Genomic DNA, 24,802 nt, shown 5'->3' with positions numbered 1-24,802 from the left:
CATGTAGCACTCAATGCAGGCCGATAAACCCATTATCATCAGGCAATATTCAGATATTTATGGGTCTGCATCGACAGACGCCAGTTACGCGCAATACAGGTATCAATACACAAACGCGTGGCATCTTCTTTCTGGCTGATTGGCTGTAAGGCGATGATACGCGGTTTGTCGTCGCTCAACGTAGCCAGCAGTTCATCCAGCGCTTCAATATCGCGAACGCGACCAACCGGATGTTTGATTTCATTCGCACGCTCCAGCGCCTGCGACAGCACATCATAACCGCCGCGCATATTCACCTTCGGCGATACGGTCACCCAGGTATTCGGCGTACAGCACACTTCGTGGGTACCGCTGGTTTCAATCTGGCAGCTAAAGCCGTTCTTTTCCAGCAGGTCTGTCAGCGGCATCAGGTCATGAATGCAGGGCTCGCCACCGGTTATCACCACGTGACGGGCGGTATAGCCCTGACGCAAAATGACCGCCAGCAGATCCTCGCTGCTCGCCGCGCCCCATTTATCGCTCTCTTTGGTCTTAGCCAGGATGCTGTACAGGGAAACTTCCCGATCCTCAAGCTTATCCCAGGTGTGTTTGGTATCGCACCAGGCACAGCCAACCGGGCATCCCTGTAAACGAATAAAAATGGCGGGGACGCCGGTAAAGTAACCCTCACCTTGCAGGGTCTGGAACATCTCGTTAATCGGGTACTGCATAGTCATCTCTGTGAGGGGGATAAAGCATAAGTATCGCAGATTTCAGTCATCAGGTCATGTACGGGAGCCGCCGCGCCTCTGTGGCTTCAGGTGCTGTCGCCAGCGGTGATGATTTAATATTTTGAAGGTATGTTATTTATCGCTCTGAGCAGGCCTTTTTCAGTCTCGATATAATTTCCAGTCTTCAGTTGAGCCAGTATCTTCATGATGCTGCTGCGTGACAGAAAGGTACGGCTTAAAATATAAGAAACAATGCTGACATTATTTCTCACCTCTTCTGTTTCATCCATCAGTTCATAGAGCTGATAGCATATAATCTCATAAGAAGATAATGCCGAGATCTTCGTGCAGTGATCGAACATTCTTGTCGCACTATAAATTAATAGCGCGGCTACGCCTTTCCACAGGTTACTCCTGTCGATAATCCGGTTGGCATCGTCAATAGAAAGAACGCTAATATCAGAAGTCTCATTCGTTCTGATATAGAAATAATCATGCTCCAGCAACTGCGTACTTAAGCCAAATATGTAGGGAGCTGATTCTGAGTTTAAGGCAATACCGTCGGCATGGCGATAAAGCGTAATGTTACCTTGATGAAGTAAAAAACATTTATGCTGCCCATCCACTCTAAATTTAAGTGACTGCTTATTGGCGATCGTCAGCTTATTGGCAAAAGGTGTAAGAATGCTTATCAGTTGATTGATATCAGCCAGAGGCTTTTTGTGTCTGATGCTGTAACTTATTGAGGTGGCTCTTTTTTTATTATTCACAAATAAATCCCTCCATAGGCTTATGAACATCCCCCTAACGCACTCCCCTCACATAAACGATAATTATGATAATTGTTTTAGATTTTTAAAAGTTATTTATGGGTGTAAAATTACACCCATAAATAACTTGCATAAATATCCATAATACTATTATGGGTACTGAATTCATTCTTCTTAAAAATCATCCAATTTGATATTACAGCCATTTTAGTAAAAGGAAATAAGTAATAAAACCATAAATTACTTATCAGAATTATTTTGTTATATAAACAAGATTAAATATTACTTTGAAGATATTGATTTAAAAAGAAATAAGATTAAGATCTATCGGATAATTCTGAGTCAAATTTTAAGTGAGCGTCAATCAACATGAGGAGTATGTTATGGATACCGAACATCCGGATCGCAGTCTGAACCTCTCCGCTACCGCCGAACTGCTGGAAAGCCTGGCTCCTCTGGCGACTTTTGCTATGTATCCTCCCAACACCCGGTTATATCTTTATAATAATGGCGTTGCGTACTGCTATCTGGTACGAAGCGGCGTGTGCAACGTCTATCATCAGACGAGTGAAATTCTGCTGGGCACGCTGTATGTGCCAGGGATCATGGGTCTCAGTGGAACACTTTACGCCGAGGCGGGGATGTTTATTCAAACCCACAGTACCTCTGAGATCGCCGTTACCCGTACCGATAAGGTCAACCAGTTCGTCACCGAACACAATCTCTGGAGGCTGCTGGCCTGCCATAGCCTCAGAGTCACCTCACGACTGTATACGATAAATACCAGGCTCATGGCCACCTGTGCCTATGAAATTGTCCGCGTTCAGTTACAGGAGTTGATGAGTGAACCAGCGGAATACAGACATGATGTTTCTGCCGCGCAGTATATCCAGCAGAAAACCAGCCTTTCACGTAGCAGCATTATGAAAATCCTCGCCCAGCTTAAAAAGGGGGGCTATATCAGCATTGAAAACGGCATCCTTTTGACAATCGAGCATCTTCCGTTAAAGTACTAACCTATTGTATCAACGAAGAAAAATAACGTACTCATCTTCGATGAAATGTTTACCCTTATAATATATTCTGGTTTTGTTAACTGGCAGTCGCTATTTTCCCAAGACTTACCCCCCCTCTGGCATAACCCTTTTATCGCGGAAAACACACAGGGTGTAAAATTACACCCAAAAAAGTGTTGCCGGATATTTTGAAATGTACAAGAATAATCTCATACAAATTATAACGTTTGACAAGCCCGTTTTAAATATAAAAGCAGGGAACTGTCATTCTATTAATATTATCATTAGAGATCTGTGAGCCTGGAAACGGGACGATATTCTATTGATAAATTTCAAAAAGCTGCCGTTTGCCTGGCAATACATTAATACTAATAAATTGAATATACTCAAGGAATAGATCATGAAAAGCAAATTACTGCCACTGGGAGTGCTGATTTCGTCTCTGGCTGGAGTTTCAGCGATGGCAGCTGACGGAGAGGTGAATTTTAACGGCGAGATTATTGATGCTGCCTGTAAAGTCACCAATAGTCCGGCCAGTCCGCTGACGGTGACATTAGGTCAGGTCAGTAAGAGCGCCTTTACCAACGCAGGCTCTACTGCTGCACCGACCAAATTCACGTTGCAGCTCACGGATTGCCCGGTAAGCGCAACCAAGGCGGCCGTGAAGTTTGACGGCTCCCCGGTAGCAGGGAGTCCTGGCGTGCTGGCCCTGACCGCAGAAACTGGCGTGGCAGGCGGCGTGGGGATTCAATTATACGACGATGCCAATACTGCGATTCCGCTGTATAACGCATCTAAACAATACCCTCTGACGTCAGGTACCGGCGTGGTGAATAATCTGGATTTTATTGCGCGCTATATCGCCACATCGACAACGGTGACCGCAGGCAAGGCTAATTCAATGGCAAGTTTCACCATTGTTTATAATTAATAGCCCGTCATACCTGCATAACGAAATTGTTATTCGGGCCGATGGATTATTATCGGTCCGTCCTTACTCTTTTAATGAATGATTAATGATGAAACTTATTCCTCTCACCTTGCTGACTGCAATAATAATAACCTCAGGTTTAGCCCAGGCTGGCCTGATTGTGGGTGGCACCCGCTTAATTTACGATGGGAGTAAGAAAGAGTCTTCAATTAATGTAAGCAACCCGGACCAGGCACCTTATCTGGTACAAAGCTGGGTCGAGCCCGAAATTAATCGCGCAGAGAAAACGCCGTTTGTGATCACCCCGCCGTTATTTCGTCTGGACGGCGGGCAGGAAAATGTCTTGCGCGTCGTGCGGGCGGGCGGGAATCTACCGCAGGATAGGGAATCGCTGTACTGGCTGAATATTAAGAGTATCCCCTCGATAGAAAAAGATCAGGGTAAAAACCTGCTGCAGATCGCGGTCAAGACGCGCATCAAACTGATCTATCGCCCTGAAGGTTTAACAGGCTCCGCGGAAGTGTTAACCCATAAACTTTCCTGGCAGCGCCGCGGCAACCGGCTGGAGGTGAGTAACCCGACCTCATTTTATATGAATTTCCAGAGCGTTACCGTTGCAGGTAAAGAGCTGGAAGATGCCCGGTATATTGCGCCGCAGAGTAGCGCCATTTTTGAATTACCCAGCGGTGCGGGTAATAGCGTGAGCTGGAAAATAATTAATGATTACGGCGGAATCGGCGAGCTTCATCGTGCTTCATTCTGATAAATAACAGCACAGGAATCCGGCGTTAATTATTTACCCTTCAGGGAAGGACTACACAGATGGGGAGCCTAAAATACCTGCGCAAATATCCACAAACCAATAATATCCGCAGGCTGATTTATCTTTTTTCGACACCCTTTTTACTATTAAATTTAACGACTTTTGCCTCACACGCCAGGGAATATTTTAATCCGCTGATGCTGGAAATTGACAATCCGCATCAGGAAAAAACCGATCTTAGCGTATTTGAAGAGGAAAACGGCCAGGCGCCGGGCGTTTACCGGGTCGATATCTCTGTCAACAACCAGTTTCAGGAAACCCGGGAAGTGGAATTCAGCATGCAGCCCGGCCCGGACGGGAAAGCGCTTCTGTCGCCATGCCTGAGCGTGAGCCAGCTTAACGCGATGGGAGTCAAAACCGACCTGTTCCCGGATCTGGGCGATGCCGCCGCGCCGTGCGCCAGGCTGGACGCGATCCCGCAGGCCAGCGCAGAGTTTCGCTTTAGCGCGCAGCAACTGCTGTTGAGCATTCCGCAGGCCGCCATTGTGATGAATCCACGCGATTACGTTCCTGAAACGCAGTGGGATGATGGGATCACAGCCCTGCTGCTTAATTACAGCGTGAACGGCGCCAGTACCCGGGCGCGGGATCGTAGCGGCACGGACAGTACGACCCAGTACGCCAACCTGCGTCCCGGCATGAATATCGGTCCCTGGCGGCTGCGTAATTACACAACTTTTCAGCGGGATAATAACGGTCGCGACAGCTGGGACACCGTCTATACCTATTTGTCCCGTGATATTCGCGTCCTGAAGAGCCAGCTGGGGCTGGGAGACAGTGCCTCCCCGTCCGATATTTTCGACAGCGTTCCTTTTCGCGGCGCGCAGCTGGCGTCCGACGAGGAGATGATCCCCGACAGCATGAAGGGCTATGCACCGGCGATCAAAGGCATTGCGCGAACCAACGCGCAGGTGATTATCCGGCAGAACGGGTATGTTATTTATCAGAGCTATGTGGCACCGGGCGCATTTGAAATCAACGACATGTACGCCACCGGCGGCAGCGGGGATCTCTATGTGACGATTAAAGAAGATAACGGCAGCGAGCAGAATCTCGTCGTACCGTTTGCCTCACTGCCAGTGCTCCAGCGTGAACAGCGGCTGAAATATTCACTGACCAGTGGCCAGTATCGTTCGTATGACCGCAGCGTGGAAAAGATGCCGTTTAGCCAGGCGACGCTGATGTACGGCCTGCCCCGGGGTTTTACCCTCTATGGCGGCGGCCAGTTCGCGGACCACTATCAGTCGCTGGCACTGGGAGTCGGTAAAAATCTGGGGGAAATTGGCGCGCTTTCGCTGGATGTCACCCAAGGCTGGTCGAAGATACAGAGCCAGCCGAAGGAGAAAGGCCAGTCATGGCGGATCCGCTACAGCAAAAATATTGTCGAAACCGGGACTAACTTCGCCATTGCCGGTTATCGCTACTCAACCGATGGCTATTACACGCTGGCAGAAGTCATGGATACCTGGCGCGGCGGGAACACCCCGACGTTTTTCGAGCGCAGGCGTAACCGTACTGAACTGTCACTGAGCCAGAATTTGTGGGAAAGAGCGGGCTCGCTGTCGCTGAGCCTGATAAACGAAGACTACTGGAACAGCGGCCGGACCCTGCGGTCGATGAGCGCCGGTTACAACAATAGCTGGAACGGCATCAGTTACGGGTTTAATTACAGCTATAACATTAACTCGACGTCGCGCAGCGGGGGCTCCGGCAAAGAAAAGGTCTATGAGCGCGACCAGGTGTTCTCACTGAACATCAGCATTCCACTGAATCGCTGGTTGAGTAATACCCACGCGTCGTGGAACGTCAGCAGCAGCCAGAAAGGGAGCACCAATCACACCGTGGGTCTCAATGGTACGACGCTTGAGGGCAATAACCTGAGCTGGAGCATCCAGCAGGGTTACGGCAGCCAGGGAACGGGCAACGGCGGCAATCTGAACGCCGACTATCGCGGAACCTATGCTGAAGTCACTGCGGGATATGCTTACGACAAAAACAGCCAGCGGCTGAACTACGGGCTACAGGGCGGGATAGTCGCGCACGCCAGCGGCGTCACCTTCGGCCAACCGCTGGGTGAAACCATGGCGCTGGTTCAGGCACCGGGAGCCTCCGGGGTTGGCGTAAGCAATCAGAGCGGGGTGAAAACCGACTGGCGCGGCTATGCCATCGTGCCTTATACCTCGCCCTACCGTAAAAACCAGGTGCAGCTGAATACGCTGACACTGCCCGATAACGTAGAGCTGATGCAGACCACCCGCAACGTGGTGCCGACGCGGGGAGCCGTGGTGCAGGCCAGCTTTAACGCCAGCGTGGGCCAGCGCGTGATGATGACGCTATTGCTGCAAGGTGGAATGCCAGTGCCATTTGGCGCGACGGTCAGCGATACCGCGCAGAAAAGCGCCCAGGCGTTTATCGTTGGCGATGGCGGACAGGTGTATCTGACCGGTCTGGCCGACAGCGGTGAACTAAGAGTGAAATGGGGGAACGGCGCAGAGCAGCAGTGTCAGGTGAATTATTCCCTGGATAAAGCGCCGCCGGAAAATAGCGGTATTCAGATCATTAGCGAGCGGTGTCATTAAGTAAATAACTTAGCTGTTCAAAGAAACTAAATTTTTATCTGATACCTGTTGCGTATTGAGGTATAGCAATGAGCAAAATGAAATTTCTGAAAATCATCTGGAGCGCTGCTTTTCTAATGTGCAGCTCATTTCCTGCGCTTGCAACCTGCAGTATCGAACAACAAAAGGGGGTTATGGCCTGGGATAATATAGATATTGGTACAATCTATGCGCAACGTGATATTCCTGTGGGTCAGAAGATCGGTACGATAGAATTACTTCCGCCCTTTACTGGCAAATGGCTCGGTTGTCAGGGGGGAGAATTAATTTCAGTATCCATGTTTCGCGATGCAATCAGCGGTTTTCCCCATATCTATAATACAGGCATCCCCGGCGTCGGGATAAAGGTCTATTATACGGCGTACACGCAAAGTACATTTGATAACCCACCCAGGACAGGAATAATGGGACAGGGTGCGGTCAATATCGATAGTGGTGTAACGGTGGATCTTTATAAGACCGGACCGATAACATCCAAAAATATTGATAGAGGATTGTATTTTCAAAAAACCTACGGTGACCTTGAGGTTATCAGGGGAAGTATCGTCGCAGGTCAGGTTATTCAGTTAGCCTGTTCGCTGAATAGTTCAACGATTACCGTACCGTTGCCTGATGCATTAGGCAGTGCGTTTACAGGAAGAGGTACAACTAAAGGCGATACTGCCTTTACCATCAATCTTAACTGTGATGCGGGCACCCGGATTAACGCATCGTTAAGTGGGACGCAAAGTGCAGAGACCGCCAATGACAGTATCCTGGCGTTATCAGGGGCCGGAACGTCAGGGGTTGCGAGCGGAATCGGGATCCAATTGCTGTATGACAATACGCCCCTGAAGCTGAATAACAACATCGTGCTGAAAACCTCAGCAGGCGGTCAGGAATTCCCTCCGGGAGCCTTTACCGCACGCTATTTTCAGACGAAAGACAACGTGACCGCGGGCAGCGCTAACGCCACTGCGACGCTCAATATTACTTATCAGTAGGCGGCTCCGCCATCAGAGTTATACAAGGAGAGGAATAAAATGAATATTCATAAAAGATTCATTCATCTGGCGCTGGCGGGGCTATATCTGGGAGCGGCAATAAATATTGCCGAAGCAGAACCAGTCAATATTAATATTACCGGCAAAGTCGTCGCCTCACCTTGTACCGTTGACACCACCCAATCACAGCTCAATGTTAATTTGGGTGATGATATTCAGGCCACCGCCCTGGCACAGCCTGGTAACGTCACAACATTCAAAATCTTTTATTTAATCTTAAAAGATTGTCCTTTCGGCACAACATCGGTAACGGCGGCCTTTTCCGGAACGCCAGCAGCGAACAGCCCCGGGGATTATGCCAATACCGGGACGGCAACCAATGTTAACGTACAGCTTAAAGAGAGTCTGGGTTCCGGTAACGGTAAGTTTTTAGGTCCGGGAACCACATTAAAGCGTAATGTTGCAACCGACCGCACTGTCTCCTTCCCGATAGGCGCGCGTGCCATTGCCGCAGCGGCAGACGTTATGCCCGGCACGATAGTGACTGTTTCACAAGTCACCTTCACCTATCAGTAAACCTGACTTCTCTGCTCAACGGGTGTTTATCATGCAGCAACAAATGAAATATGTTCTCCCGGCGCTTTGTCTGGCGTGCCCTGCATATGCTGCGGAGATCAATATCGGTGGTCATGTTGTGGCTTCTCCCTGCGTGGTCGATATCGCCTCGCAAAACCAGAGCGTTAATTTCGGCCAGCTCCGCTTAAATGAAATGCGCGCCGACGGAAATGCTTCCGCGTGGAAATCCTTCGAGGTGAGGCTTTTCAAATGCCCGGCAGGAACGACATCGGTGGACGTGACGTTCAACGGACAGCCGGCATCAGAAGATCCCACGTTGTATGCCAATACGGGGACCGCCGCCAACGCCGCCGTGCAAATGGCCCAGGACACAAACAAGGCGCAGGTGCAGGGAAACGGCAGCAGCATGAACGTCCTGGTTGACGCTCAGCGCAAGGCGACCTTTTTACTGGCTGGTCGGGTGATTGTCTCTGACACTACCCTCCCCGGTACGTTTAATTCCCTGGTACAAATGAATTTTACTTACCGATAAACAAAACCACCCTGCTTAGAGCCAGGCTCTGAATGGGTTGCTGAGAATAGTCACCTGAAATAGCGGCGAGGGTATGCGTTATGTTACAGATACAGAAGAATCATATATTCGTCCTGGTACTTGGGTTAACCGGTGCGTTTACTGCCTCTGTTGAAGCGGCCAGCTGTGTAAATTCCGGCGGGTATTATACGTTCTCAGGAGCGTTAAATTATCAACGTGACGACGCCACCATGAATGTTTTCAGTAATAAATTTGGATCTATTGGCAGCGAAGTATGGGGGCTGGGTTGCTTCGGGGATCCTGACGCCGACAGAGATGTGTACTTGCGTTTACAGGTTAATTCAGCCCCCGTTGCAGGTTATACCGATGTCTATCCCACGAATGTTGACGGAATTGGCGTTCGTTATAATTTTGCCCTGAATACAGGCTCATTGTCTTTTTGCCCGGTGCAATTTGACGATCATATTTCAAACTCAACCCGGACTTATACCTGCCATATACTTAAAAAGGACACGCAGGGTTTATCCATGGGTGCATCATTGCAATTTGTGAAAACCAGGCCCAATGTCTCCTCAGGAGCAATAACGACAATACCGTCTGTAACCTCAAGCTATTCGTTAAATAATCAAAGCGGACAGTGGGATTTAAATCCCATCTGGTCAGGTGCGGGGTCAGTGGTGGTGACGGTCCAGGCATGCGCAATAAATAACTCGAGTATCGCTGTCCCCCTGGATCCGGTATTAGCGGATAGTTTTAGCGGTGCAGGATCCACCAAAGGCGATCGGACTTTCACAATAGACCTTAACTGTGATGCGGGCACCCGGATTAACGCATCGTTAAGCGGGACGCAAAGTACTGAAACCGCCAATGACAGTATCCTGGCATTATCAGGAGCTGGGATGTCAGGGGTTGCGAGCGGAATCGGGATCCAGCTGCTTTATGGGGGCGCGCCCCTGAAGCTGAATAACAACATCGTGCTGAAAACCTCAGCAGGCGGGCAGGAATTCCCTCCGGGAGCCTTCACCGCACGCTATTTTCAGACGAAAGACAACGTGACCGCAGGCAGCGCTAACGCCACTGCGACGCTCAATATTACTTATCAGTAGGCGGCTCCGCCATCAAAGTTATACAAGGAGAGGAATAAAATGAATATTCATAAAAGATTCATTCATCTGGCGCTGGCGGGGCTGTATCTGGGAGCGACAATCCATATTGCCGGGGCCGAACCGGTCAATATTAATATTACCGGGAAAGTTATTGCGTCCCCGTGTGTCGTAGCCAGTGGCAGCAATATCAATGTTAATTTGGGAGACATCCCGGCTGCAGATATTGCAGCGTCAGGTACAACCTCTACCCCGGTAAATTTTACCATTAACCTTGCCAGTTGCCCGGTGGGAACCACCAGCGTGGTCGTGACATTTACCGGAACGGAAGATCCCGACTTTCCGGTACGCTATAAAAACACCGGAACGGCGAACGTTGCGATAGAACTGATCCAGGTCAGCACCGGTTACCTGAAAGGAAATAATACGAATATTACTCAATCAGTCCTGGCCGATCGTACCGTTACATACAATTTACGTGCCCGGGCCTATTCCAAAGGCAATGTGATGCCGGGGACGATCGCTGGTATCGTTCAGGCCAACTTTACTTACAATTAAGTTACTATTTTGCAATTCACAATGACTTATCAGTAAACCGAACTATTTCTGTGTAAAGGATATTTATCATGGTGCAACCAATGAATTATTCTATCCTGGCGCTTTGTCCCCTGTATCCAGCGATCTTTTTACTGACTGGTATCTGCCCCCTTCCCAATACGTTTAATTCTTTGGTGCAAATGAATTTGAATTACTAAAAAAACCACCCTAATTATTAATAAATGCCTCTACTGGCTCTGGTATATTTAATATGAAAATACTCATACAGGACCCTTACGAATTTTATCGCGAAGGATTGAAACATTTTTTTATAGAGATATTCCTTGGAAGAACCGCCAATAAAATTGGCTTTTTAACATCCTACTCCCAACAAAACTTTGATAAGGCAGATATCGTCGTTATTTCTCTGGCTCCGGGAGAGCATCTCATGTGTTTTCCTGAACTACAGAACAGGACAACAGGCATTATTATTGGCTTAACTGATGAGGTGATTGACTCCCCTTCCGATCTGCCCTTTTGCATTGCCCGGATCATTTTTATTCACCGACAGGACTCACTGTCGACAGTCAAAAAGAAAGTATTAACTGCCTGGCGGGAATCAAGAAAAAAGCAAATACAGCCAGGGAAAACATTATGTTTTCATTGTCCACATAAAGTCCTGACCAGACAGCAAAGGCGCATTATGTCCTTTATCTGTCAGGGCATAACGACATCTGAGATTGCCCGCAACATGTCAATCTCAGAGAAAACGCTCTATGTGCATAAATACATCATCCGCAAAAAGTTTAATCTGCGAACGAATCATGCGCTATTTTGCTTCCTTCAGAAACTTGCCGGTAAAAACAGCCAGCAGATTTATCTGCGTCAAATTCCGCTGAACGCATAAAAAAACCCGCCGCAGCGGGTTTTTACATTAAGAGTTAAAGAACAGGATTACGCCTGACCTTTGATCTCTTTACGACCGTTGTACGGCGCTTGTTCACCCAGAGCTTCTTCGATACGAATCAGCTGGTTGTACTTAGCAACGCGGTCAGAACGGCTCATAGAACCGGTTTTGATCTGGCCTGCAGCGGTACCAACAGCCAGGTCAGCGATGGTAGCGTCTTCAGTTTCGCCAGAACGGTGAGAGATGACAGCGGTGTAGCCAGCGTCTTTCGCCATTTTGATCGCAGCCAGAGTTTCGGTCAGAGAACCGATCTGGTTGAATTTGATCAGGATGGAGTTAACGATGCCTTTTTCGATGCCTTCTTTCAGGATCTTGGTGTTGGTTACGAACAGATCGTCACCAACCAGCTGGATTTTGTCGCCCAGAACTTTAGTCTGGTATGCGAAACCGTCCCAGTCAGACTCGTCCAGACCATCTTCGATGGACACGATCGGGTACTGTTTGGTCAGTTCTTCCAGGAAGTGAGTGAATTCTTCGGAGGTGAATGCTTTGTTGCCTTCGCCAGCCAGAACGTATTTACCGTCTTTGTAGAATTCAGAAGCTGCACAGTCCATCGCCAGGGTGATGTCTTTGCCCAGCTCGTAGCCAGCTGCTTTAACCGCTTCAGCGATTACAGCCAGAGCTTCAGCGTTGGAACCCAGGTTCGGCGCGTAGCCGCCTTCGTCACCCACTGCAGTGTTCATACCTTTAGCTTTCAGAACTTTAGCCAAGTTGTGGAACACTTCAGAACCCATACGTACGGCTTCTTTCAGGGTTTTAGCGCCAACCGGCTGAATCATGAACTCCTGGATGTCAACGTTGTTGTCAGCGTGCTCACCACCGTTGATGATGTTCATCATCGGAACCGGCATGGAGTATTTGCCCGGAGTACCGTTCAGTTCAGCGATGTGTGCATACAGCGGCAGGCCTTTAGCAGCTGCTGCTGCTTTGGCGTTCGCCAGGGACACAGCCAGGATGGCGTTTGCACCGAAGTTGGATTTGTTTTCAGTACCGTCCAGATCGATCATGATCTTGTCGATGCCAGCCTGATCTTTAGCATCTTTACCCAGCAGAGCCTGAGCAATTGGGCCGTTAACAGCTGCAACAGCTTTCAGTACGCCTTTACCCATGAAACGGGATTTGTCGCCGTCGCGCAGTTCCAGTGCTTCGCGGGAACCAGTAGAAGCACCTGACGGAGCTGCTGCCATACCAACGAAACCACCTTCCAGGTGTACTTCGGCTTCAACAGTCGGGTTACCACGGGAGTCGATGATTTCACGACCGATGATTTTAACGATTTTGGACATTAGATTTTCCTCAGTACAAGTTAAACTAAAACTCCAGACAAACAATGCACCCGGATGGGTGCATTGCCGTTCTAACTTTTTTACTTCTTACTTCGCCTGACGCTTCTGATGTTCACTGGCGGCTTTCACAAAGCCGGCAAACAGCGGGTGCCCATCACGTGGCGTGGAAGTAAATTCCGGGTGGAACTGACAGGCCACGAACCACGGATGATTCGGTACCTCAATGATCTCGACCAACTGATCATCACCGGAACGGCCTGCAATACGCAGACCCGCAGCTTCAATCTGTTTCAACAGCATATTGTTGACTTCGTAACGGTGGCGATGGCGTTCAACAATTGTCGGCGCACCGTACAGCTGACGAACCAGGCTATCGTCGCTCAACTGACACTGCTGGGCGCCAAGGCGCATTGTGCCGCCCAGATCGCTCTTCTCGGTACGGACTTCAACGTTGCCGTCTTCATCGCGCCATTCGGTAATCAGGGCCACCACCGGGTACTTACAGTCTGGCACAAATTCCGTGGAGTTGGCGTTATCCATACCCACTACGTTACGTGCAAACTCAATCAACGCAACCTGCATACCCAGGCAAATACCCAGATAAGGAACATTGTTTTCACGCGCAAAGCGCGCTGTCGCGATCTTACCTTCAACACCACGGTAGCCGAAGCCGCCAGGGATCAGGATTGCATCAAGACCTTTCAGGATCTCAACGCCGCGCGTTTCGACATCTTGCGAATCGATCAGCTTAATGTTGACGGTGACACGATTCTTCAGACCACCGTGCTTCAATGCTTCGATAACTGACTTATAGGCATCCGGCAGTTCAATATACTTGCCAACCATACCGATAGTCACTTCGCCTGCCGGATTCGCTTCTTCGTAGATAACCTGTTCCCATTCTGACAGATTAGCTTCCGGACAGTTCAAGCTGAATCGTTTACAAATATAATCGTCAAGGCCCTGGGATTTCAACAGGCCTGGAATTTTATAGATGGAATCGACATCTTTCATTGAAATAACGGCTTTTTCTGGCACGTTACAGAACAATGCAATTTTTGCACGTTCGTTGGCCGGAACCGCGCGATCGGAACGACAGATCAGAATGTCAGGCTGGATACCGATAGACAGCAACTCTTTTACCGAGTGCTGAGTCGGTTTAGTTTTGACTTCACCGGCAGCGGCCAGGTAAGGAACCAGAGTCAGGTGCATGAACAGCGCGTGTTCACGACCGATATCTACCGCTAATTGGCGAATCGCTTCCAGGAATGGCAGGGATTCAATATCACCGACCGTACCGCCGATTTCAACCAGAACGACGTCATGACCTTCGCCACCGGCAAGGACACGCTCTTTAATCGCGTTGGTGATGTGCGGGATAACCTGTACGGTTGCACCCAGATAGTCACCACGGCGCTCTTTGCGCAGGACATCGGAGTAAATTCGACCGGTAGTGAAGTTATTGCGGCGAGTCATTTTGGTACGAATGAAACGCTCATAGTGACCCAGGTCCAGGTCGGTTTCAGCGCCGTCTTCAGTAACGAACACTTCCCCGTGTTGGATTGGACTCATAGTACCTGGATCGACGTTGATATACGGATCCAGTTTCATCATGGTCACGTTGAGGCCACGAGCCTCAAGAATGGCTGCCAGGGAGGCTGCGGCAATGCCTTTACCCAGAGAGGATACGACCCCGCCGGTCACAAAAATATAGTTCGTTGTCATGCTGGACCTGAGAAGTTAGGGTGAAACGATGGAATTACCAAGACGGGAAAGTAGTATACCCGAACATGACGAGCGCCACAAACTTTCATTATTCCTCCTCTTCACCAGGCTCACATAAACATCGGGAGTGAGAAAATAGCCCCTTTGGGGTAAATGTTTTTGACGTAAATCAAGCGCTTGTTATTTAAAAAATCACACAAATCGCCCTTGACCGACGAAATCCCTTAGAGATCAATTTCCTGCCGTTTTACCTGTTGCCAGACTTCTTCCATAGTTTCCAGATCAACACCAGTCATTTCCAGCCCCCGGGCCGCTACAATTCGCTCAACCTCACGAAAACGGCGCTCAAATTTCTCGTTCGCTTTTTGCAATGCGGTCTCTGCTTTAGTGCCTAAATGCCGAGCCATATTGACCGTAGCAAACAGCAGGTCGCCCATTTCCTCCTCCAGTTTAGCCTGGTCGACAACAGCCTGCTTCGCCTCAAACATGACTTCATCGATCTCTTCGTAAACCTTGTCGACAACCGGTCCTAATGTTTTCCAGTCGAAGCCAACATTAGAGCAGCGTTTCTGGATTTTTTGGGCGCGCATTAACGCCGGTAAACTACGGGGAATATCGTCGAGCGCGGAATGCTGCGCCTTCTGGGCGCGTTCTTCGCTTTTGATTTGCTCCCAGCGGGTCAATACCTCAGTGCTGTTACTGGCAGAAACATCAGCAAAAACATGTGGGTGGCGACGCTCAAGCTTATCGCTGATAGCGGCGCAAATATCATTGAAATCGAAACGTCCTTCTTCCTGCGCCATCTGGGCGTAAAACACCACCTGGAACAGCAAGTCACCCAGTTCTCCACGCAGGTCGTCGAAGTCTTCCCGCGCAATTGCGTCCAGCACTTCATAGGTTTCTTCGAGGGTGTAAGGGGCAATAGTGGCGAATGTCTGCTCTTTATCCCAGGGACAACCGTTTTCCGGGTCGCGCAGGCGCTGCATAATACCGAGCAGTCGGTCGATTTGATTCATTGGAATATCCTGAAATTTCAATACGCGAGGCCAGATAAGACGACAGCCGATATCCGGCAACATGGCAATGCCTGATGGCAACGCTAACGCGCCTCACCAGGCATGCAAACTTATCTGGCCTATAAAATAATTAATTACCGTGCAGACGACGTGCGTCGATCACATCCGGCACCTGGTTCAGCTTGCCAAGCACGCGCCCGAGCACCTGCAGGTTATAGATTTCGATGGTCATATCGATGGTAGCCAGTTGCTGTTTGGTATCACTCCGGCTGGCAACCCCCAGCACGTTCACCTTCTCGTTGGCAAGAATCGTGGTGATATCACGTAATAAGCCGCTGCGATCGTTAGCCTGGACGCGAACCACCAGCGAATATCCTGCCGAGTAGCTTTCGCCCCAAACCGCATCAACAATACGTTCCGGCGCATGGGAGCGCAGCTCGGTCAACTGTTCGCAATCCGCCCGGTGCACGGAAATACCGCGGCCCTGAGTGATAAACCCGACAATTTCATCGCCTGGAATCGGCTGGCAGCAGCGCGCGATGTGGTGCATCAGGTTACCCACCCCTTCCACCACCACGCGACCGTCGTCTTTACGGCGACTCTGCGGCGCCTGCGTTTTCTGCTGAAGCTGTTTCAGCGCGGCGGCATCCTGTTCGGCTGCGCTTGGCTTATTAAACTGCGCCTGCAGGAAGTTCACCATCTGGTTGAGGCGAATGTCCCCCCCACCAATCGCCGCCAGCAGCTCATCCAGCTCATTGAAGCTGTAGCGCGGCAGCAGGTGCTTTTCCGCTTCTTTCAGGCTAATGCCTAAATGCGCCAGCTCATCGTCGAGGATCTGGCGGCCAGCAAGGATGTTTTTGTCGCGGTCCTGTTTACGGAACCAGGCGTGGATCTTCGAACGCCCCCGACTGGTGGTTACATAGCCGAGGTTAGGGTTCAGCCAGTCGCGGCTTGGGTTAGGCTGTTTCTGGGTGATAATTTCAATTTGATCGCCCATCTGCAGCTGGTAGGTAAACGGTACGATGCGCCCGCCAATTTTCGCGCCAATGCAACGATGCCCCACATCACTGTGAATATGATAAGCAAAATCGAGCGGTGTGGAGCCCGCAGGTAAGTCCACAACGTCGCCTTTTGGCGTAAAGACGTACACTCGGTCATCAAAGACCTGGCTACGGACTTCATCCAGCATTTCACCAGAGTCCGCCATCTCTTCCTGCCAGGCGATCAGCTTACGCAGCCATGCAATACGATCTTCATGACCAGAGCGCGCTACGCCTGAAGCGGTGCCCTCTTTGTACTTCCAGTGTGCCGCAACGCCCAGTTCGGCATCTTCGTGCATCTGTTTCGTACGGATCTGAATTTCAATGGTTTTGCCGCCCGGTCCCAGCACAACCGTATGAATTGACTGATAGCCGTTGGGTTTCGGGTTAGCGACATAGTCATCGAACTCATCCGGCAGATGGCGATAGTGAGTATGCACTATCCCGAGCGCGGCATAGCAGTCCTGTAAACGCTCCGCCACGATACGCACCGCGCGCACGTCGAAAAGTTCATCGAAGGCCAGCTGCTTTTTCTGCATTTTGCGCCAGATGCTGTAGATGTGTTTCGGACGTCCGTACACTTCGGCTTTGACGCCTTCCGTTTTCATCTCTGAGCGCAAATGACCGACGAACTCATCAATGTAATGCTCGCGATCGATGCGACGTTCGTGCAGCAGCTTGGCAATACGTTTGTATTCAGCCGGGTGCAGGTAACGGAAGCAGTAATCTTCCAGTTCCCATTTTAATTGCCCGATACCCAAACGGTTGGCCAGCGGCGCATAGATATTGGTGCACTCTTTTGCCGCCAGAACGCGTTCATCTTCTGGAGCGTCCTTCACTTCACGCAGATGTGCAATCCGCTCCGCCAGCTTGATGACCACACAGCGGAAATCATCCACCATAGCCAGCAGCATGCGGCGAACGTTATCGACCTGTTCGGAAGAGACTGAATCGGTATGAGTGGCCTTAAGCTGGCGTATTGCCGCCATATCCCGCACGCCGTGGATAAGATGAACAATGGATTTGCCCACGCTCTCGCGCAGGATGTCTTCACTGACCACGTTGGCATCTGCCAGAGGGAACAGCATTGCTGCGCGCAGCGTGTCGATATCCACGCTCAACATGGAGAGTATTTCAACCATCTCCACGCCACGCCATAACAGCAGATCCGCATCCGGATGCCCCTGTGTCTGCTGCTGGCAGTACGCCCAGGTTTCGGCTAAGCGTTCACACGACTGCTGGCTGGAGATCCCCAGACTCGCGATCCATTTCTTTGGATCAAACTCACCAGCTTTATTTATATGTGCACTTCTTACCGCAACCATTGTCCTCTCCTTAAGGGGCCTGGCCTGTCGAAGTCGACAAGCCATACCCATTGTCTTTCACGCTGCATTACCACCCGAAATCCAATGGGTACAAAATTTATTACATACGCTCAAACAGGACCATTGATTCCAGGTGTCCAGTGTGCGGGAACATATCAAGCATCGCCAGTCGCCGTATGGCATATCCCGCGTTGAGCAAAGCGTCGCTGTCACGAGCCAGCGTTGCCGGGTTACAGGATACATAAACAACGCGTATAGGTTCTAATTTTATAATATGTTGCATCACACCTGCAGCCCCCGCACGCGCAGGATCGAGCAATACTTTGTCGAATCCGTTTTTCGCCCACGGCTGCCGGGTAACATCTTCCTCAAGGTTTTCATGAAAGAATGTCACATTGTGTAATCCGTTATTCAGCGCGTTTTCCCGGCCTTTTTCCACCAGCGCCGGTACCCCTTCCACCCCCACCACGTTTGCAGCCCGGGTTGCCAGCGGCAGGGTAAAATTACCCATTCCACAGAACAGATCGAGTACGCGATCTTCAGGTTGCACATCAAGCCATTCGAGCGCACGGGCCACCATTTGTTGGTTTACCCCTTCATTGACCTGAATAAAATCACGCGGGCTGAAGGTTAACCGTAGCCCATTTGAGTCATACCAGGGCGACTCTTCTGATATTGATTCCAGTATCTCGCTTTGCGGGGCCAGAAACAAAGACAGCCCCTGAGAATGCGAAAAGCATTCCAGTTTTTCTTTATCCTGAGCACTTAATGGCGCCATGTGGCGCAAAATCATCAGGGTTCCGCTCCCCGCCTGCACCAGCTCGACATGACCAAGATGGCGTAACCCTTGCAGACTTTCCAGACACGCCCGGATGTGGGGCAAGAGCGCTTCAAGCTGGGGCACCAAAATAGGGCATTGTTTAACATCGATAATGTCGCTGGATGCGGATTTGCGAAACCCCATCTGCAATTTTTGTTCTTTTGGCCGATAGTTCAGGCTCAACCTGGCGCGACGACGATAGCCCCACGGGGTATCAGCTATAACATCCGACACTTCACATTTCATTAAACGCGACAACGCCGCGCTTTTGCTACGCTGCTGCAACGAGATGCTGGCATGCTGCTGCTGGCAGCCGCCGCACACGCCAAAATGCGGGCAACGTGGCACTTCACGCTGCGGACTGTCGTTTAAACGTCGTTTTACTTGCGCGCGGGCGAACTGTTTTTTATCTTCGGTAATCACCACCTCGGCGCTTTCCTGAGGTAGCAATTCCGGTATAAACAACGCCTTTCCGTTATGGCGAGCAACGCCCTGGCCGAAAGGATCAAGGTCATTGACGGTAACGGTTATGATCTGACGCGTCGTCACGCGTCGTTTTGCAGAGTAGAATTGCGCCATCGACGAGATATTTCTCTATTTAACAGTGTGACCCTAATTGTCCCATAACGGAACTCCATGACCAACTACAGCCTGCGCGCACGCATGATGATTCTGATCCTGGCCCCGACCGTCCTGATTGGTTTGCTGCTCAGTATCTTTTTTGTTGTGCATCGCTATAACGACTTGCAGCGTCAACTGGAAGATGCTGGCGCCAGCATCATTGAGCCACTCGCGGTCTCCAGCGAATATGGCATGAATCTGCAAAACAGAGAATCCATCGGCCAACTTATCAGCGTGCTGCATCGTCGCCATTCCGATATCGTGCGGGCAATTTCTGTCTATGACGAGAATAACCGGCTGTTTGTCACATCCAATTTTCATCTCGATCCGTCTGAAATGCAGCTGGCAACCGGTTCACCATTTCCCCGTAAGCTGAGCGTCACCCGGCTCGGGGATATCATGATCCTGCGAACGCCAATTATATCGGAAAGCTATTCGCCGGATGAATCTGCCGTCAGCGACGCCAAAAATACGGAAAATATGCTGGGGTATGTGGCGCTTGAGCTGGACCTCAAGTCAGTAAGATTGCAGCAGTATAAAGAGATCTTTATCTCCAGCGTAATGATGCTGTTTTGTATCGGTATTGCGTTAATTTTTGGCTGGCGTCTGATGCGCGACGTGACTGGCCCGATTCGCAATATGGTGAATACCGTTGACCGAATACGTAGAGGCCAGCTCGACAGCCGCGTCGAAGGTTTCATGTTGGGCGAGCTGGATATGCTCAAAAATGGCATCAACTCGATGGCGATGTCACTTGCGGCCTACCATGAAGAGATGCAGCACAACATCGACCAGGCCACCTCTGACCTGCGCGAAACGTTGGAGCAGATGGAAATCCAGAACGTCGAACTGGATCTGGCGAAGAAACGCGCCCAGGAAGCGGCGCGTATTAAGTCTGAGTTTCTGGCTAACATGTCGCATGAGCTGCGTACGCCGCTGAATGGCGTGATTGGCTTCACCCGCCTGACGCTTAAAACCGAGCTCAACACGACGCAGCGCGATCACCTGAATACGATTGAACGCTCGGCCAACAATCTGTTGGCCATCATCAATGATGTGCTCGACTTCTCCAAACTTGAGGCGGGCAAACTGATTCTGGAAAGCATCCCATTCCCGCTGCGTAGCACGCTGGATGACGTCGTCACGCTGTTAGCGCACTCATCCCATGATAAAGGGCTTGAGCTGACGCTAAATATTAAGAATGACGTGCCGGACAACGTCATCGGGGACCCGCTGCGCTTACAGCAGGTAATCACTAATCTGGTTGGCAATGCCATCAAATTTACCGAAGGCGGCAATATCGACATTCTGGTCGAGAAACGCGCCCTCAGTAACACGAAAGTGCAAATTGAAGTGCAAATCCGCGATACCGGAATTGGCATCCCTGAGCGCGATCAGTCACGCCTGTTCCAGGCCTTCCGCCAGGCCGATGCCAGTATTTCCCGCCGCCACGGCGGGACCGGACTGGGTCTGGTCATTACGCAAAAGCTGGTCAATGAAATGGGCGGGGATATCTCCTTCCACAGCCAGCCGAACCGGGGCTCCACGTTCTGGTTCCATATCAGCCTCGATCTCAACCCTAACGTTCTCGTGGATCGCTCAACCACGCACTGTCTGGCCGGAAAGCGGCTGGCCTACGTTGAACCTAACGCAACAGCCGCGCAATGCACGTTAGATATCTTGAGTGAAACGCCGCTGGAGGTGATTTACAGCCCTTCATTCTCCGGGCTGCCGAAGGATCACTACGATATTCTGCTGCTTGGCATACCGGTCACTTTACGCGAACCGCTCACCATGCAGCATGAGCGGCTGGCAAGCGCAGCGGCGATGACCGACTTTTTGTTACTGGCTCTGCCTTGCCATGCGCAGATCAACGCCGAGAAATTAAAGCAGGGCGGCGCGGCGGCGTGCCTGTTGAAACCTCTTACCTCAACCCGCTTACTGCCAGCGTTGACAGAGTATTGTCAACTGAACCACAGCGCGGCTCCGCTACTGTTAGACGAGAGCAAAATTGCGATGACCGTCATGGCAGTGGACGACAACCCGGCGAACCTCAAGCTGATTGGCGCACTGCTGGAAGATAAAGTGCAGCACGTCGTGCTCTGCGACAGCGGACATCAGGCTGTGGATCGCGCCAAACAGATGCAGTTTGATCTCATCCTGATGGATATTCAGATGCCAGACATGGACGGTATTCGCGCCTGCGAACTGATCCACCAGCTTCCTCATCAACAACAGACGCCGGTCATTGCGGTCACCGCGCATGCCATGGCTGGGCAAAAAGAGAAGCTGCTCAGCGCCGGGATGAACGATTACCTGGCGAAGCCTATCGAAGAAGATAAGCTGCATAATCTGCTGTTACGCTACAAACCCGGCGCGAGCTCATCGCTGAGGGCGCTCGCTGTTGAACCGGTCGTCAATCCGAATACCACACTCGACTGGCAACTGGCGTTAAGGCAAGCCGCCGGTAAAAACGATCTGGCGCGGGATATGCTGCAAATGCTGCTCGATTTTCTGCCCGAAGTGCGTAATAAAATTGAAGAACAGCTGGTCGGTGAAAACCCTGAAGGACTGGTGGATATGATCCATAAACTGCATGGCAGTTGCGGTTATAGCGGCGTTCCCCGCATGAAAAACCTGTGTCAGCTGATTGAGCAGCAATTACGTAGCGGGAGCAAAGAAGAAGAGCTGGAGCCTGAGTTTTTAGAGCTTCTGGATGAAATGGATAACGTTGCGCGCGAAGCGAAGAAGTTGTTAGGGTAAAGATCTGATTGCCGGATGACGACGCTCACGCGTCTTATCCGGCCTTCATGCCACATCATTCAACGTAATTGCTGACCCGCTTTCAGGGTCGCGGCCACATTTCGCGCCGTCATTCGCACGTTCTCACTCGCGTTCTTCAGCGCCTCATCCAGTGTGCAAACGGTATAGATAACGCTAAAAACCGCATCCAGCCCATGCTCATGTACAACACCGACATCAGCCGTCAGGCTGCCAGCAATGCCGATAACCGGTTTGTTGTAACGCTTTGCCACCTTCGCCACGCCAACCGGAACCTTACCGTGAATGGTCTGGCTGTCGATACGTCCTTCACCCGTGACCACTAAATCCGCATTCGCAACGCAGTCGTCGAGGTGTAACGCATCCGTCACGACCTCAATACCGCAGCGTAACTGCGCACCGCAAAACGCATACAGTGCCGCCCCCATACCACCAGCCGCGCCACCACCCGCCAGTTCCAGCACGTTGACGTCCAGATCGCGGGCAATGAGTTGCGCATAATGCGTGAGCGCCCGATCAAGACGAAGAATCATCTCCGGCGTCGCCCCCTTTTGCGGACCGAAGACCGCAGAGGCCCCCTCTTCACCGGTCAACGGATTAGTCACATCGCAGGCCACTTCAATACGGCACGCGGCAAGGCGCGGGTCTAGCTGAGAAATATCAATCCGGGCGAGTGATTCAAGGCCAGTCCCGCCATGAGCAATATCGTTATTTTGCGCATCCAGTAATTTTGCTCCCAGCGCTTGCACCATCCCGGCACCGCCATCATTGGTGGCGCTGCCGCCAATGCCGATAATGATATGTTCAACGCCCGCATCCAGCGCATGACGGATTAGCTCCCCGGTTCCCCAGGAGGTCGTTTTCAGCGGATCGCGTAAACCTGCGGGAACCTGCTCCAGTCCGCTGGCGGCCGCCATTTCGATAAACGCCGAACGCTCATCCCCGGATAAACCATAAAATGCCTGAATCGTTTTACCCAGGGGGCCGGTAACATCAACATGCACAAGGTGGCCTTGCGTTGCGGCAACCATCGCTTCGACCGTTCCCTCACCGCCATCCGCGACCGGGATCTTCACGTAATTCGCCTCAGGCCAGATCTCACGAAATCCCAGTTCAATAGCCGTTGCCACTTCAAGCGCACTCAAACTTTCCTTATAGGAATCCGGTGCGATTACTATTTTCATAAAGCATCCTTACGCATGTTGACTGTGTTAAGCATACACCAGGAGAAAAACCGCCCCTCTATGGGAGCGGTCCCAGTTCGCTTAGCGTACCATGCACGGACGCTTATTATCAAACGTCCAGTTCGGGATCAGATACTGCATTCCCATGGCATCATCGCGCGCTCCAAGTCCATGTTGCTGATACAGCTCGTGAGCTTTCATAACCTGATCCATATCCAGCTCCACGCCCAGACCCGGCTTCGCCGGTACCTGCACCATGCCGCCTTTGATTTCAAACGGCTCTTTGGTCAGGCGTTGATTGCCTTCCTGCCAGATCCAGTGGGTATCGATAGCGGTAATTTTGCCCGGCGCCGCCGCCGCAACATGAGTAAACATCGCCAGCGAAATATCAAAGTGGTTGTTAGAGTGCGAGCCCCAGGTCAGCCCAAACTCATGACACATCTGCGCAACGCGGACAGAACCCTGCATAGTCCAGAAGTGCGGATCCGCCAGCGGGATATCCACGGACTGCAACGACAGCGTATGTCCCATCTGACGCCAGTCGGTGGCGATCATGTTGGTGGCGGTCGGCAAACCGGTAGCACGACGGAATTCCGCCATGACTTCACGGCCTGAGAACCCCTGCTCGGCGCCGCACGGATCTTCCGCATAAGCCAGCGATCCTTTCAGGTACTTACCAATTTTAATCGCTTCATTCAGCGACCACGCACCATTGGGATCGAGCGTGACGCGTGCCTGTGGAAAGCGTTTCGCCAGCGCCACAATAGATTCCGCTTCTTCTTCCCCGGCCAACACCCCGCCTTTCAGTTTGAAATCGTTGAAACCATATTTCTCATATGCGGCTTCCGCCAGGCGCACCACTGCATCCGGGGTCATCGCCTCTTCATGACGCAGGCGATACCAGTCGCATTTCTCATCTGGCTGGCTCTGATACGGCAGCGGCGTCGCGTTACGGTTACCGACGAAGAACAGATAACCCAGCATTTCAACTTCGCTACGCTGCTGACCGTCGCCCAGCAGAGATGCGACGTTAACGCCCAGATGCTGACCCAGCAGATCCAACATGGCCGCTTCGATCCCGGTAACCACATGAATAGTGGTACGTAAATCGAAGGTCTGCAAACCACGGCCACCGGCATCACGCTCGGCAAAGGTATTGCGGACCGCATTCAATACGTTTTTGTATTCACCTAACGTTTTGCCCACCACCAGCGGAATGGCATCTTCCAGGGTCTGACGAATTTTTTCGCCGCCGGGAATCTCACCCACGCCGGTATGACCGGAGTTATCTTTGATAATCACAATATTACGCGTGAAGAACGGGGCATGTGCGCCGCTCAGATTCATCAGCATGCTGTCATGGCCCGCAACCGGGATCACCTGCATCGCGGTTACGACTGGGGTAGTAAATTGTGCGCTCATAATTAAGTCCTTATTC

At 51.1% G+C, this 24,802-nt stretch carries 20 protein-coding genes; 11 read left to right on the top strand and 9 right to left on the bottom strand.

The genetic code is table 11. The features are described from left to right. Positions 1-38: 38 nt before the first annotated feature. Together queE and HV345_RS05175 are read right to left on the bottom strand one after the other, a co-directional pair. Positions 39-710 carry a 7-carboxy-7-deazaguanine synthase QueE gene (queE, locus tag HV345_RS05180; protein WP_181636339.1) on the bottom strand — a complete coding sequence of 224 codons (672 nt, stop codon included), beginning with the start codon at positions 708-710 and terminating at the stop codon, positions 39-41. Positions 711-823: 113 nt separating this feature from the next. Continuing rightward, the gene (locus HV345_RS05175) at positions 824-1,480 is read right to left on the bottom strand and encodes a winged helix-turn-helix transcriptional regulator (RefSeq protein ID WP_249025139.1); all 657 of its coding nucleotides are present in this window, start codon (positions 1,478-1,480) and stop codon (positions 824-826) included. A gap of 383 nt (positions 1,481-1,863) precedes the next feature. Here HV345_RS05175 and HV345_RS05170 point away from each other — a divergent pair, with 383 nt between their 5' ends. From HV345_RS05170 to HV345_RS05125, 10 genes are all read left to right on the top strand, one after another. Continuing rightward, positions 1,864-2,496, top strand: a complete 633-nt coding sequence (locus tag HV345_RS05170) for a winged helix-turn-helix transcriptional regulator (protein ID WP_047414339.1) — start codon at positions 1,864-1,866, stop codon at positions 2,494-2,496. A 400-nt stretch (positions 2,497-2,896) separates the two neighbouring features. Beyond that, on the top strand, positions 2,897-3,427 hold the full coding sequence (locus HV345_RS05165) for a fimbrial protein (RefSeq protein ID WP_046276152.1): 531 nt from the start codon (positions 2,897-2,899) through the stop codon (positions 3,425-3,427). A gap of 88 nt (positions 3,428-3,515) precedes the next feature. Beyond that, complete coding sequence (locus HV345_RS05160) at positions 3,516-4,190, top strand: molecular chaperone (protein ID WP_080859236.1); 675 nt, start codon at positions 3,516-3,518, stop codon at positions 4,188-4,190. A gap of 197 nt (positions 4,191-4,387) precedes the next feature. Further along, the gene (locus HV345_RS05155; protein WP_255467594.1) at positions 4,388-6,829 is read left to right on the top strand and encodes a fimbria/pilus outer membrane usher protein; all 2,442 of its coding nucleotides are present in this window, start codon (positions 4,388-4,390) and stop codon (positions 6,827-6,829) included. 68 nt (positions 6,830-6,897) lie between these two features. Then, complete coding sequence (locus tag HV345_RS05150) at positions 6,898-7,851, top strand: fimbrial protein (protein WP_181636337.1); 954 nt, start codon at positions 6,898-6,900, stop codon at positions 7,849-7,851. A 39-nt stretch (positions 7,852-7,890) separates the two neighbouring features. Next, a complete protein-coding gene (locus HV345_RS05145; protein WP_181636336.1) occupies positions 7,891-8,427 on the top strand; it encodes a fimbrial protein in 537 nt (178 codons plus the stop codon). Between the two features lie 31 nt (positions 8,428-8,458). Further along, positions 8,459-8,959: a fimbrial protein gene (locus HV345_RS05140; RefSeq protein WP_181636335.1), complete on the top strand. Its 501-nt coding sequence runs from the start codon at positions 8,459-8,461 to the stop codon at positions 8,957-8,959. A gap of 80 nt (positions 8,960-9,039) precedes the next feature. Next, positions 9,040-10,065: a fimbrial protein gene (locus HV345_RS05135; RefSeq protein WP_181636334.1), complete on the top strand. Its 1,026-nt coding sequence runs from the start codon at positions 9,040-9,042 to the stop codon at positions 10,063-10,065. 39 nt (positions 10,066-10,104) lie between these two features. Next, the gene (locus HV345_RS05130) at positions 10,105-10,620 is read left to right on the top strand and encodes a fimbrial protein (RefSeq protein WP_181636333.1); all 516 of its coding nucleotides are present in this window, start codon (positions 10,105-10,107) and stop codon (positions 10,618-10,620) included. Positions 10,621-10,870: 250 nt separating this feature from the next. Then, positions 10,871-11,506 (top strand): LuxR family transcriptional regulator, encoded by a 636-nt coding sequence (locus HV345_RS05125; protein ID WP_115190286.1) that lies wholly within the window; start codon positions 10,871-10,873, stop codon positions 11,504-11,506. A 47-nt stretch (positions 11,507-11,553) separates the two neighbouring features. Here the strand turns inward: HV345_RS05125 and eno are convergent, their stop codons facing one another. The 5 genes from eno to rlmD form a co-directional block, all read right to left on the bottom strand. After that, positions 11,554-12,852, bottom strand: coding sequence for a phosphopyruvate hydratase (gene eno / locus HV345_RS05120; protein WP_003034129.1), 1,299 nt, complete (start codon positions 12,850-12,852; stop codon positions 11,554-11,556). 87 nt (positions 12,853-12,939) lie between these two features. Then, positions 12,940-14,577 carry a glutamine hydrolyzing CTP synthase gene (gene pyrG, locus HV345_RS05115; RefSeq protein ID WP_016154233.1) on the bottom strand — a complete coding sequence of 546 codons (1,638 nt, stop codon included), beginning with the start codon at positions 14,575-14,577 and terminating at the stop codon, positions 12,940-12,942. Positions 14,578-14,801: 224 nt separating this feature from the next. Continuing rightward, positions 14,802-15,593: a nucleoside triphosphate pyrophosphohydrolase gene (gene mazG, locus HV345_RS05110; protein WP_016154234.1), complete on the bottom strand. Its 792-nt coding sequence runs from the start codon at positions 15,591-15,593 to the stop codon at positions 14,802-14,804. Positions 15,594-15,723: 130 nt separating this feature from the next. Then, positions 15,724-17,958, bottom strand: a complete 2,235-nt coding sequence (gene relA / locus HV345_RS05105; RefSeq protein WP_181636332.1) for a GTP diphosphokinase — start codon at positions 17,956-17,958, stop codon at positions 15,724-15,726. A gap of 100 nt (positions 17,959-18,058) precedes the next feature. Then, positions 18,059-19,357 (bottom strand): 23S rRNA (uracil(1939)-C(5))-methyltransferase RlmD, encoded by a 1,299-nt coding sequence (gene rlmD, locus HV345_RS05100; RefSeq protein ID WP_181636331.1) that lies wholly within the window; start codon positions 19,355-19,357, stop codon positions 18,059-18,061. A gap of 57 nt (positions 19,358-19,414) precedes the next feature. On the opposite strand from rlmD, the gene barA reads away from it, so the two are divergent. Further along, positions 19,415-22,162, top strand: a complete 2,748-nt coding sequence (gene barA / locus HV345_RS05095) for a two-component sensor histidine kinase BarA (RefSeq protein WP_047357900.1) — start codon at positions 19,415-19,417, stop codon at positions 22,160-22,162. A 59-nt stretch (positions 22,163-22,221) separates the two neighbouring features. On the opposite strand, the gene HV345_RS05090 is transcribed toward barA, so the two are convergent. After that, complete coding sequence (locus HV345_RS05090; RefSeq protein ID WP_016157351.1) at positions 22,222-23,364, bottom strand: glycerate kinase; 1,143 nt, start codon at positions 23,362-23,364, stop codon at positions 22,222-22,224. An 81-nt stretch (positions 23,365-23,445) separates the two neighbouring features. Continuing rightward, entirely contained in the window at positions 23,446-24,786 is a 1,341-nt protein-coding gene (gene gudD / locus HV345_RS05085; RefSeq protein WP_103284169.1) for a glucarate dehydratase, read from the bottom strand. Between the last annotated feature and the right edge of the window lie 16 nt (positions 24,787-24,802).

Origin of the sequence: Citrobacter sp. RHBSTW-00986 (assembly GCF_013783065.1) — a bacterium.
GTDB lineage: Bacteria > Pseudomonadota > Gammaproteobacteria > Enterobacterales > Enterobacteriaceae > Citrobacter > Citrobacter braakii.
Note: the sequence above shows the minus strand (reverse complement) of the source record. Positions and strands in the feature narration are given on the sequence as shown.

What these genes read in the sequence shown, in the direction of transcription:
- HV345_RS05090 (WP_016157351.1), bottom strand. Translation starts at nt 23,364, where the DNA reads ATGAAAATAGTAATCGCACCGGATTCCTATAAGGAAAGTTTGAGTGCG.
- HV345_RS05150 (WP_181636337.1), top strand. Translation starts at nt 6,898, where the DNA reads ATGAGCAAAATGAAATTTCTGAAAATCATCTGGAGCGCTGCTTTTCTA.
- eno (WP_003034129.1), bottom strand. Translation starts at nt 12,852, where the DNA reads ATGTCCAAAATCGTTAAAATCATCGGTCGTGAAATCATCGACTCCCGT.
- barA (WP_047357900.1), top strand. Translation starts at nt 19,415, where the DNA reads ATGACCAACTACAGCCTGCGCGCACGCATGATGATTCTGATCCTGGCC.
- HV345_RS05125 (WP_115190286.1), top strand. Translation starts at nt 10,871, where the DNA reads ATGAAAATACTCATACAGGACCCTTACGAATTTTATCGCGAAGGATTG.
- rlmD (WP_181636331.1), bottom strand. Translation starts at nt 19,357, where the DNA reads ATGGCGCAATTCTACTCTGCAAAACGACGCGTGACGACGCGTCAGATC.
- HV345_RS05145 (WP_181636336.1), top strand. Translation starts at nt 7,891, where the DNA reads ATGAATATTCATAAAAGATTCATTCATCTGGCGCTGGCGGGGCTATAT.
- pyrG (WP_016154233.1), bottom strand. Translation starts at nt 14,577, where the DNA reads ATGACAACGAACTATATTTTTGTGACCGGCGGGGTCGTATCCTCTCTG.
- HV345_RS05155 (WP_255467594.1), top strand. Translation starts at nt 4,388, where the DNA reads ATGCTGGAAATTGACAATCCGCATCAGGAAAAAACCGATCTTAGCGTA.
- gudD (WP_103284169.1), bottom strand. Translation starts at nt 24,786, where the DNA reads ATGAGCGCACAATTTACTACCCCAGTCGTAACCGCGATGCAGGTGATC.
- relA (WP_181636332.1), bottom strand. Translation starts at nt 17,958, where the DNA reads ATGGTTGCGGTAAGAAGTGCACATATAAATAAAGCTGGTGAGTTTGAT.
- mazG (WP_016154234.1), bottom strand. Translation starts at nt 15,593, where the DNA reads ATGAATCAAATCGACCGACTGCTCGGTATTATGCAGCGCCTGCGCGAC.
- HV345_RS05135 (WP_181636334.1), top strand. Translation starts at nt 9,040, where the DNA reads ATGTTACAGATACAGAAGAATCATATATTCGTCCTGGTACTTGGGTTA.
- HV345_RS05160 (WP_080859236.1), top strand. Translation starts at nt 3,516, where the DNA reads ATGAAACTTATTCCTCTCACCTTGCTGACTGCAATAATAATAACCTCA.
- HV345_RS05130 (WP_181636333.1), top strand. Translation starts at nt 10,105, where the DNA reads ATGAATATTCATAAAAGATTCATTCATCTGGCGCTGGCGGGGCTGTAT.
- queE (WP_181636339.1), bottom strand. Translation starts at nt 710, where the DNA reads ATGCAGTACCCGATTAACGAGATGTTCCAGACCCTGCAAGGTGAGGGT.
- HV345_RS05170 (WP_047414339.1), top strand. Translation starts at nt 1,864, where the DNA reads ATGGATACCGAACATCCGGATCGCAGTCTGAACCTCTCCGCTACCGCC.
- HV345_RS05140 (WP_181636335.1), top strand. Translation starts at nt 8,459, where the DNA reads ATGCAGCAACAAATGAAATATGTTCTCCCGGCGCTTTGTCTGGCGTGC.
- HV345_RS05165 (WP_046276152.1), top strand. Translation starts at nt 2,897, where the DNA reads ATGAAAAGCAAATTACTGCCACTGGGAGTGCTGATTTCGTCTCTGGCT.